Here is a 10410-nt window from a genome sequence, read left to right on the forward strand (position 1 = left end):
GCACTTCAGATCATGTACTTTAATCTGGCTTCGGCGAAATTTTTTCGGGTTGATTCTTTGCCGCAAAGAGATGTGTGCATACCGTAGCCAGGTCATGACATCACTCGGAGCGTAGTCGCACTCGGACGAGCGCGACGGCCACTGAACTGGGTGGTGATGGCTGGCTTCTGGTGCGGAAAACAGCCCAGCCGTCGACCGTCCTACTCGAAACGGCGCCTGTGTAGACCAGGTGCCGACCTCTACGATACCGACGGCCCACCCCGTTGCCGCCCCAGCGCCCAGGAAATCGTCTCTCCATGTACGATGCCGGCGACCTGCTTGCCGAGGCTGCGTTCCAGCACCGGCCGCCAGGGCACCAGCGTAAACTCACGGCTCTTCTCGATGACAGCGAACCGGCCGCTTACCAGGTCGAGGGACCGGCGATAGATGCCCTCGATCCGCTCGCCCGGCCGAACTTCGGCGTAATCGAGGCCCAGCTCGCCCGAAAGCTGGCCGACAACGCGGGTCAATTCCCGCCGCTGTAGAATGCCCAGCATATTGGCGCGGTAGATGGTTCGGTCCTGCTCGTCGCGGGCAAGCTCCTGTTCAACCAGCCATTGCCGGCGCCGGGCGAGCGCATCCCGCACGTCGCGGCCGAAGCCACCGTCGCGCAGCGGCACGGGCGTATCCGCGACCAATTCCCGGTCGAGCCAGGTAGCACCGTCAGCGCCGAACTGCCGGTCGAGCGGGAAGGCAGATAGCGTCTGCACCATGACTGGCGCATCTTTCGTCAGCCGACGCTCGTAAGCCGTCGCGCGCTGCAGATGATCCGGCGCGATGGTCCAAGTGCCGTCCGGTTGGCGTTCCACCGTCCCGGTCAGCCGCCGCATTGCTTCGAGCCGGCGTACATGGGTCTCTGCGAAATCGGCGCTGGCGGTCGGATCGTACCGCAGATGGATATCGACATCGTAGCGCCCTCCATTCGCCGCCGCGATTTCCGCGATGGTGCGATCCACCGCACGCGGCTCGGCCCGCTTCGGCGTGACGGTGATGATGCCGCCTTCCGGGGTAGGATCGGTCGCCTCGCCCTTGCCGATCTCGACATAATGGGTCCGGCCGTCCACCGCGTCGACGATCAGATAATGGCGGTCGTCGATCTCATCGGCGAGGCCGCGCCGGACGAGGCGGCCGATGATCGGCCGCGTCTCCGGATCGGACGGATCATAGATGATGTAATCCGAGGCGGCGCGCGCAACACCCTTCTCGATGAGATCGCGGTGCATCGCCTTGATGATGTCGCCCCGCTCGCCCATGCGGCGGAGTGCGTCCTCCACCCCCTCGGCAAGCTGCCATTGGCCGGGTGCTGTTTCCGCCGCCATGCCGAGATGCCTGAGCTTCTGTAACCGGCCGGCCCGCAAACTCTGCTCGAAAGCATCCCGTCCGGTCGCCCGCACCATGCCATCGTCGTCCGCACCGCGCAGCAGCCCGCGGTCGATACTGGTCAGGTGCTCCTGCTCGACCTCGCGGCGCAGCCGGTTTTCGATTTCCAGATCGGTGCGCGGCCCCAGATCGAGGCTGATGAGTTCCGCCATCCGCTCGCGCAGCCCCTGGGCGATGTATTCGCGAGCGATGATCAGGTCGCGGCCGGTATCGTCCTTGCCGCGCACGATGATGTGGGTGTGGGGATGGCCGGTGTTGTAGTGGTCGACCGCGACCCAATCGAGCTTGGTGCCGAGGTCTTCTTCCATCTGCGCCATCAGCCGGCGGGTCAGCGGCTTCAGATCCTCGTACTCGTCACCATCCTCGGCGGACACGATGAACCGGAACTGATGCCGGTCGCCATCGGCACGAGCGATGAATGCCTTGCCGTCGGCACGATCCTGCTGGGCATCATACAGCCGGCCGGGTTCACCCTCGCGGGTGACACCATCGCGCTGGATATAGCGCAGATGCGCCAGCGCGGCTTTGACGCCATTGCCAGCGAGCTTGACGATGCGGGATTTCACGATAGCGCGGCGACTGCGGAATGCGGCGTAGCGGTCGCGCGTGGCCAGCATCCGGCCGATGCTGGCGCCACGCCCGATCTGGCTGCCATGGAACGTGCCGCGACGCGGTAACGAACCGCCGCGTGGGGAGCCACCGGCAAAGGCGACCGCATGCAACACGCGATGAAGATATTTACGGCTGCGCTTGGTGCCCTGCGAGCGTATCCTGCCGATCTTCGGATTAAAATCGTCGTCGCGCATCATGGTCACGCCTCAATGGTTGGGTCGGGCAACGGCCGGTTCTGGAATGCCGGGGGGCACAGCAAACAGCAGCCACTCCGACAACGCAAGGAGTCTCCCTCTGACGGCCACAGATCAACGACTTGTAGAATTTAGTCTCCATGGGCAGCGCCGCTATCTCCATCAATTAGGATGTGCAGACAAAGGGGTAGATGTCGCGTAGAGACAGGCCTTTAATCTTGCCCTAACGCGATTTTCATCAACACCCGACCCTACCCGCGCCCCTCTACACCCTGTTGTCCTTGCCTGGTCATCTCGGTTGAGACAGATGCCGATGACGTGCAACCAGCCGACGGCCGGAAGCGGTGTCTCGGACCACCGCTTCCGGACCGAAAAAGGGCGCGTTACTCCCCTGCCCCGAAGGCGCGTTCCGCCGTTTCGAAGCCGTCAAAAATGTGCAAGTCGGTCATCCAGCGAACGCGCCGCGCGTCATCCACAATGCAGATCGCCGTGTAGTAATGGCCTTGGAAATAGCCCAAGATTGCAACGCGCTCGAACGTCTGTTCGTTACCATCAAAGTTCTCGAAATCACCGATATTTTGCTCCGCGATGCGCCCGTCCCAGTGAAAATCCGCTTGTTCCGCCTCGATAATCCGTGCCGCCGTGGCGACGATTCCTTCGCGCCCAAACTCATGCGCCAGGTCGTGGAGCAGTGCTGGATATCGGTCGAATTCCGCGTGCTGATGTGCGTGATTGATGATCATCTGTCCCTCCGGGTTTGCTGTCCCCTTGATTGAGGACAGGCCCTCAGGCTCAGCCGGCGAGGCGGCGGTCAGGGACGCCGCAGGCGCCGCGCAGCGGGGCGTGGGGGAGCCGAAATGCGCAGCATTTTGGGGGAACCACACATCCTTGACGGGCGCTTCGTCCTGGCTGGTACAGTGGGATGACCGAGACGAGGCATCCCTCCCCCACGCAAGCCGCGGAGGGTTCTCGAGCACGCTCATGGTTTGCGTTCCGGGACGATGTTCAGTGACACGAACAGACCGTGTGACGACGGTGCCAATGACGACGACGCGAATAGCGCTGGTTTTGCTCTGCCATTGCCATTGTCCCTGACCTCGGGGGCGCGGAGCTGGAAGAACAATCGGGTTCCTGACATGGCCATGCTGGTTCCCGGCGCCATCAAGGCGGGCCCACCGAGTCGCGCGATATAGGTTCTTGTCTCCGTGGGAAGCGGCTGGTGCGCATCAAGAAAAGCGGCGAACCGGGTAGGTCCGGCATTGTACGCGGCGAACAAGTCGGGATAGCCGAAGCGCTGATAGAGTTCGCGCAGATAAGCCGTTCCGGCCAGAATGTTGTCCTTTGGATCATACGGGCCGGCGTTCAAACCGTAGCGGACGCGCAGCGCGGCATAGGTCTTCGGCATCAGCTGCATGAGACCCATGGCGCCGGCAGGTGACGTGATCGGGCGGCCGTCGAGCATGGTGTGGCCACCGCTTTCGGCGCGCATCACCATGCGAATCCAGGCTTCCGGGACACCAAAGCGCCGTGATGCTTTGTCGATGAATCCCTGCCAGCGATCGAGTGGCGATTTAGCGATCGCGTGCTGGACTGGTGCCGATCCGGCGACGGCGATCGACGGTCTCAGCACCAATCCCACGATCAAACCCGCCAGCGTCAGCCGCGTTACCGGCGCCACAACGGTAGCAGTCTGCCGATGATCGACCGTGTCGGGACTGGACCGAAATACCGGCCGTCAAAGGAGTCCGGCACGCCTTTCATGAGCAAGAAAACCTGATGTGGTCCGAGCGTTTGGCAGCCGGACCAGTCGGGTAACGGGCGCCCAAGACTATCCGCGGCGAGCTGGCGGGCGACATAGTGCCCATTGATGGTGACGTCACGATCATGGGCGCAGACCGTATCGCCACCAAGCGCTTCGATCCGCTTCACCAGCGGCACGGATGCCGGCAGATAGTCGCGTTCGGCGGCCAGTTGGCGCACCGATCTGGGCGTGCTGACCAGCACGAGTTCGCCCTTCCAGAGGGCGGTCAAGGGCAGCACGCGATAGAAGCCGATCGGGGCGCTGGCGCTCGCATTGTAGATGACGAGCGGGCGTGGCTTGGCCAGCACGACGACACCGATCAGGCCGAGCCCGAGCGCTCCGACGGCAAGGAATCTACGCCGGTGAAAGCGCCCGCGACAGTGGCGGGGCCGGAAAAAGGCGGGCTCAGGCATGTGGTCCCCCCTGCCCCGCCGGCCCCGACTGTGGGGGCGCCACCGCGCCTTCTGTCACGGTCCGCCCGCTCGATTCCGACCAGGCGTCGAGATCGGCGATATGGTAACGGACATAACGGCCGTGCTTACGAAAGCGCGGGCCGCGCCCCTGGCGGCGCATCTTCTCGAGTGCGCGGCCGGACAGCCCGACGTAATACGCGGCCTGGGCCGTGTTGAGAAAAGGGCTGCCTTTTTTGGCGTCGTTCGCGCGTTTGATCTCGTCGTCCATGATCGAATCCCCATTGTGCCGATGTGGGCGGCGACGGCGTCGCTCGCGGCATCACGGACCAGAATGGGCATGGAACAGCGCGGTTCGGGACGCTCGAAAACTGACCCCTCCTCAAATCGATCCCCGCGGCGAAATGATCTCGCAATTGCGATGACACGGAAGAAAGAAAGCCCCGCCGCGATGGTTCGCGACGGGGCGTTGGCGTCAATTCCGGTCGCGCGGCTCCCAGAGGGCGATGTGGGTGGCGCCGTCCTCGCTGGCGCGTTCGAGCTTGACCAGGCGACAGCGGACCCAGTTCGGCCCAAACTCCGGCGCGCCGATCTTGAGGTTCAGATAGGTCTCGCCACTGGACTTGGCGACCTGGCTCCAGCCGGCGCCGACCTCGTGGCGCTGTCCGGCAAAGACCCGATGATCAGGTGCGTTTTCGGACAGTTTGTCGACCGGGACGATGGTGAGTGCGGCCGCCACGTGAAGGGTTTTGAGGGTGCCGGTGAAGGTGCCGGTGTCGGTTTTGGTGAAGGTTCCGAGGGTGATAGCCATGACGTGGTCTCCTTTGATCGATCGCGAGGATCATCCCTGCGATGTCTCGCGCTGAGAGACCGCAAAGGCGCCGCCGACACCGCGAGCGCGCGAGCGGCCGGAGCGCGGCGGAGGACCTGGGAGGCGGGAGAATTTGGAGCGCAGCGCCCGCGAGGAGGCCCGCTCGCGGGCCGGGGAAATTCTTCCGCCGGACGGGTTGGCGGGGGTGCCTGCGGGATCTAGCGCCCCCGAAGACATGCAGGAATGGACTTGCGATTCGCCGATAAAGGCGACCACCGGCCTATCTCCCGCACCGCCACGAATGTCCGATCACGTCGGAGCGGATGCTGCAAACCCGGCGTGGCAGATCACTTCGTCGCCCAGTTTGATCTCCGAAAGAAGCCCAATCCGGGCTCAAGCAGACGAGCGACACTGGTGCGCCTGTGACGGATGCATCCGCGGCAGTGGCGTGATCTGCCAACTCTCATCGAACGCGTCTTGGAAGATGGGCGACCCCGCTGGGGATGTCATTGCCCTCTGTTGGACGGCGGATTTGCCCCTTGTCGCTCCTCCTGCTCGGGCTCGATGAGATCGGGAGCGGCGTGATCCCGCCGCAGGTTGTCGAGTCCTTCAACGGCCGCGAACTGGCGCCAAACGCAATAACTCTCGGCTTGCCACAAGCGCGATGGACGAGCCCTTTGAACAGTACCGGCCTCGCCAAGCAGCCGGTTTCCGATGCAGTGTAGCGTCATGGATGCAGTCTCAACCCCGCAGCAGGTCCGCGAGGTGGTCGCCGGGTTGGTGGAGAGGGTGACCTTCCACAACGCCGAGACCGGCTTCTGCGTGCTGCGGGTCAAGGCGCGCGGCCATCGAGACCTGCTGACCATCGTCGGTCACGCGGCAGCGATCACCGCCGGCGAATGGATCACCGCATCGGGGGACTGGGTGAACGACCGCACCCATGGCCCGCAGTTCAAGGCACGGTTCCTGAAAACGGCCGCCCCAACCAGTCGCGAAGGGATCGAGCGCTATCTGGGCTCGGGGATGATCCGCGGCATCGGACCGGTCTATGCGAAGAAACTGGTGCGCGGCTTCGGCGAAGCAGTGTTCGACATCATCGAGGGATCACCCGAGCGCCTGCGTGACGTCGCGGGGATCGGCGCGGTCCGGGCCCGGCGCATCGCCGAAGCCTGGGCCGCGCAGAAGGTCATCCGCGAGATCATGGTCTTCCTGCACAGCAACGGCGTCGGTACGGCGCGTGCCGTGCGCATCTACAAGACCTATGGCGCGGATGCCGTCCAGGTCATGAGCGAAAATCCTTATCGGCTCGCGCGCGATATCCGGGGGATCGGGTTCAGGACCGCCGATGCCATCGCGATGAGGCTGGGGATCGAGACGACCGCGATGATCCGGGTCCGGGCCGGCATTGGCTATGCCCTGACCGAGGCGATGGACGACGGGCATTGCGGCCTGCCGCGCGGCGAATTGCGGACCCTTGCCGCCGCATTGCTGGAGGTGCCGGGGGATTTGGTCGAGACCGGCTTGGGCCTGGAACTCGATGACGCCAATGTGATCGCCGATCGCGTGGGCGACACCGAATGCGTCTTTCTCGCGGGGCTTTATCGCGCCGAGCAAGGGATTGCCGCCCGGATCCGGGCGATCCGGCACGGGCCACCGCCTTGGCCCGCGATCGACAGTGACAAGGCCTTGCCCTGGGTCGCCGGGCGCATCGGTCTGGATCTGGCGGAGAGCCAGCGCGCGGCCGTCCGGGGCGCGCTGACCTCCAAACTGCTGGTGATCACCGGCGGCCCCGGCGTCGGCAAGACCACCATCGTCAGGGCGATCCTGCGCATCCTCGCCGCCAAGGCGGTCAATCTGCTCCTCTGCGCGCCGACCGGCCGGGCCGCCAAGCGGATGAGCGAGGCCACCGGCTTCGAGGCGAAGACCATCCATCGCCTGCTCGAAGTCGACCCAAGCGGCGGCGGTTTCCGGCGCGGTGCCGATCATCCGCTCGACTGCGATCTGCTCGTGATCGACGAAACCTCGATGGTCGATGTGCCCCTGATGCATGCGCTGCTCAAGGCGGTGCCCGATCAGGCCGCCCTGCTGATCGTCGGCGACATCGATCAGCTCCCCTCCGTCGGTCCGGGCCAGGTCCTGGCGGATTTCATCCGGTCGGGCGCGATGCCGGTGGTGCACCTGACCGAAATATTCCGCCAAGCCGCCGCAAGCCGGATCATCATCAATGCCCATCGGATCAACCGCGGCGAGATGCCCGATCTCGACAGGCCGGATCCGCAGAGCGATTTCTATTTTGTGCCGGCGGCGGATCCGGAGACCGCGATCAGCCGCATCGTCGATCTGGTCCGCTCCCACATTCCGCGCCGCTTCCAACTCGATCCCGTGCGCGACATTCAGGTGCTCTGTCCGATGGCGCGCGGCGGGGTTGGGGCGCGAGCGCTGAACATCGAACTGCAGAAGGCACTCAACCCGGCCGGCGACAACAAGATCGAGAAATTCGGCTGGACCTTCGCGCCGGGCGACAAGATCATGCAGATCGAGAACGATTATGACCGGGAGGTCTACAACGGTGATATCGGTTATATCGCGACAATCGATCCGGACGAGGGTGAACTGGTTGCTCATTTCGACGGACGCGCGGTCAGCTACGGCTTCGGCGACCTCGACGCGGTCGTGCCCGCCTATGCGGCGACCATCCACAAGAGCCAGGGATCGGAATATCCGGCCGTGGTGATCCCGCTGATGACGCAGCACTACATGATGCTGCAGCGCAATCTGCTCTACACCGGCATCACCCGCGGCAAGCGACTTGTCGTCCTGGTCGGACAACGCAAAGCCCTCGCCATCGCGGTTCGCAACGTGGCCGGCCGGCGCCGATGGTCGAAGCTCGGCGAATGGCTTCGGCCTACGGGTAGGTGATCGTTGACCCAGTCACCGATCTCGATCTGGTAAATGTCGAGTAGGTTCTGTCGCCCTTTGGCTGCTGGCGACCGCAAAGCCAACATCGCACAATTTCATCCTGGCGACCGAGGAAGGGGGTAAGCGGAAGCCCGTCGAAGGTCTTCCAACGGCAGCTTCGCGCCCATTGACGTCGTTCAGAATGTCGGTCGCCAATCCCGAACCGGCCATTCCTCCGGAGCCCTGCAGCGCCAGCCCTGGCCGCGGCAGCGGGGACGAAGCTGCCGCCCGGACGATCGCCCTGGACGGCAATTCTACCGCCACCAGCGGATATAACTCGCGTGTCGCCAGCGCGTATGGATATGTGAGGTTGACCGTCGCGTGGCAACAATCACCCGTATTGGCAAGCCGTTAAGCTAACCACTCCCCACGTTCATCGACAAGTAGTTCCCCACGCGCCACCTCGATTTCACGAACAAGCCACATCTCATTTGTACTCATCGTCTGCATCGTCTCTTTCAGTAGCTCGGCCAGTGCAGCCGACGTGTGAACACGCAAAATCTTTGCCATTTCGCGATACACAAACAAATCGAGCGGTAAGTTTAGTAATTTCGTCAACAGCGCCTTGTGCAACGTGAGATGCGAAGGCGAGCTTGCAGTTGCCAGCGCCCTCAACAGGGCGTGGAACTCAATTCCCTGCGTGTCGATAGTCCGGAGCAGCACCGACTCGGGAAAGGTATCAAACCCTCCCGAGAAAACCTTCAACGTCAAGTCTGCGAGACTCGGGCTAGAGATCAATAAATCATACAATTCTTCATGGTAACTCGGGAATGGTTGCATGTGGCTGATGATTTCCTTGATGGCGTTCTCATCCTCTCGGAAAGGTCCCATGACCAGTTTTACTGCCAGATTTCGATTCTCGGCCAGACTGCGACGATAGAGATTATCATTGTAATCTTGACCTAACCTTGCAGACAATATCCAGTCCTCGAAGGATACGTCTCCGAGCGCTGTTCGCACCCGGATTTTCTGCTGGCTCTCCCTCTCCCAGTCTCTGAGAAGCGTCAATACCTGCCCCACGAAATAGATCGGCATTGCCAACGACTGCGAGATAATCAGCGAGATTAGGGCCTCGATCCCTTTCGGTCGGACACCGCCGAGTGCTCTGATGACATCTTGCATGGCCCGCGGCTGCATTGGACTATCGAGCCGTTTCATAAGCTCGTCAACAAGTGATTCAGGCGCATCTTCAATGAAGCGCATTGCTGATAGAGCCGGCATCAGGTGCTGGTTGGCAAAAGTGGCGGGGAGAGCCGCCAGCATTTCCGGTATTACTGCCACATCGTGCCGCTTGATAAGCACTTGCCAGCCCAGTTCGGCTGGGCCAGCCGCAATCCAACGCCACGCAGTCGCATCATCTATCTCTAGGGAAACGACTTCGAGAAGCTTATGGTAGCGTTGAGGAGAGCCCTCCGCGAAAGCCACTTTCTGGAAACGGGAAATCCATGGCTCTCCTCGATCTACCACCGCAAAGCAAAGTGTCTCCTGGGCAACGCTGGGAAGTTTTAGAAAGCGGGCAAGAAGGCGCTCAAACGTTTCGTCTGTGCCACAGGCCACAAGAACCCTGTTAAGGTGAAGCCAAACTGAGTTTCCGACCGTGACAACACATTGTTCATAATGCTCCGCGAGCCAGTCGGCGAAGGCACAATTAACCCCTCGATTTGCTACAGCGCGAAATTGCCAGCTTTGCGAACTGGTCGACGTGATAAGATGCTTTATTGTCCACACTGGCAGGCCGCCGTCACAGGCGAGTGCCGTGGCAACTGCAACTGGCATAGGAACTTTGTCTGACAACGCCATCTGCTGAAGCCACGTCCCCCAGGCTACATCGCCGTGATCCGCTATCGCGTTCATAAGCTGTTCTGTGCCATTAGCTCCGAGCCACTCGGAGATTATACCACGATGGGGATATAGTCTCCTAGGAACGAGGGCAGCCGTGAGCGCGGGCACATAGAGCTTCGCGTCGTGAACTTCGGTTAGCACGTCCAGTGCAGCCCGCAGCAGATCGGGTCGCTCAGATCGCAGTGCGGCGACGGCTGCACGGCACCTGACCGGTAACCTAGGGTGTGTCGTCATTTGACTGGGGGGATTGAACAAAACCGCTCTGCGGTAGTGATTTCCGGCTGATTTTGCGGCGCCGTTGATGGCGCACTTCACGCGACGGTCTCCTGTCTGAGAAGTTTGGGTTGCCATCCCAACCTCAGC

The 10410-nt window shown here is 62.4% G+C and carries 9 protein-coding genes; 2 read left to right on the forward strand and 7 right to left on the reverse strand.

Annotation, left to right across the window (positions count from 1 at the left end; all coding sequences use genetic code 11):
* Positions 1–239: 239 nt before the first annotated feature.
* From rlxS to L2A60_RS14300, 6 genes are all read right to left on the reverse strand, one after another.
* Positions 240–2228 (reverse strand): relaxase/mobilization nuclease RlxS, encoded by a 1989-nt coding sequence (gene rlxS / locus L2A60_RS14275; protein WP_235705108.1) that lies wholly within the window; start codon positions 2226–2228, stop codon positions 240–242.
* Between the two features lie 380 nt (positions 2229–2608).
* On the reverse strand, positions 2609–3208 hold the full coding sequence (locus tag L2A60_RS14280) for a hypothetical protein (protein WP_235705109.1): 600 nt from the start codon (positions 3206–3208) through the stop codon (positions 2609–2611).
* Positions 3205–3903, reverse strand: a complete 699-nt coding sequence (locus tag L2A60_RS14285) for a lytic transglycosylase domain-containing protein (RefSeq protein ID WP_329603584.1) — start codon at positions 3901–3903, stop codon at positions 3205–3207. Before L2A60_RS14285 ends, L2A60_RS14280 begins: the two co-directional genes overlap by 4 nt.
* Positions 3891–4439: a S26 family signal peptidase gene (locus tag L2A60_RS14290; RefSeq protein WP_235705111.1), complete on the reverse strand. Its 549-nt coding sequence runs from the start codon at positions 4437–4439 to the stop codon at positions 3891–3893. The genes L2A60_RS14285 and L2A60_RS14290 overlap by 13 nt, the downstream gene beginning before the upstream one ends.
* Positions 4432–4707 carry a helix-turn-helix transcriptional regulator gene (locus L2A60_RS14295; RefSeq protein ID WP_235705112.1) on the reverse strand — a complete coding sequence of 92 codons (276 nt, stop codon included), beginning with the start codon at positions 4705–4707 and terminating at the stop codon, positions 4432–4434. Before L2A60_RS14295 ends, L2A60_RS14290 begins: the two co-directional genes overlap by 8 nt.
* Positions 4708–4911: 204 nt before the next feature.
* The gene (locus L2A60_RS14300; RefSeq protein WP_235705113.1) at positions 4912–5247 is read right to left on the reverse strand and encodes a DUF736 domain-containing protein; all 336 of its coding nucleotides are present in this window, start codon (positions 5245–5247) and stop codon (positions 4912–4914) included.
* Between the two features lie 539 nt (positions 5248–5786).
* Here L2A60_RS14300 and L2A60_RS14305 point away from each other — a divergent pair.
* On the forward strand, positions 5787–5972 hold the full coding sequence (locus L2A60_RS14305) for a hypothetical protein (RefSeq protein ID WP_235705114.1): 186 nt from the start codon (positions 5787–5789) through the stop codon (positions 5970–5972).
* A gap of 4 nt (positions 5973–5976) precedes the next feature.
* Positions 5977–8166, forward strand: coding sequence for an SF1B family DNA helicase RecD2 (gene recD2 / locus L2A60_RS14310; RefSeq protein ID WP_235705115.1), 2190 nt, complete (start codon positions 5977–5979; stop codon positions 8164–8166).
* Between the two features lie 390 nt (positions 8167–8556).
* Here recD2 and L2A60_RS14315 read toward each other — a convergent pair.
* Positions 8557–10410, reverse strand: a 1854-nt coding sequence (locus tag L2A60_RS14315) for a hypothetical protein (RefSeq protein ID WP_235705116.1), incomplete at its 5' end; no start/stop codon positions are given.

It is taken from the genome of Acidiphilium iwatense (genome assembly GCF_021556475.1).
GTDB classification, from domain to species: Bacteria; Pseudomonadota; Alphaproteobacteria; order Acetobacterales; family Acetobacteraceae; genus Acidiphilium; species Acidiphilium iwatense.

Coding starts and splice junctions, on each gene's coding strand:
- rlxS (WP_235705108.1), bottom strand. CDS start 2,228: ATGATGCGCGACGACGATTTTAATCCGAAGATCGGCAGGATACGCTCG.
- L2A60_RS14280 (WP_235705109.1), bottom strand. CDS start 3,208: ATGAGCGTGCTCGAGAACCCTCCGCGGCTTGCGTGGGGGAGGGATGCC.
- L2A60_RS14290 (WP_235705111.1), bottom strand. CDS start 4,439: ATGCCTGAGCCCGCCTTTTTCCGGCCCCGCCACTGTCGCGGGCGCTTT.
- L2A60_RS14295 (WP_235705112.1), bottom strand. CDS start 4,707: ATGGACGACGAGATCAAACGCGCGAACGACGCCAAAAAAGGCAGCCCT.
- L2A60_RS14300 (WP_235705113.1), bottom strand. CDS start 5,247: ATGGCTATCACCCTCGGAACCTTCACCAAAACCGACACCGGCACCTTC.
- recD2 (WP_235705115.1), top strand. CDS start 5,977: ATGGATGCAGTCTCAACCCCGCAGCAGGTCCGCGAGGTGGTCGCCGGG.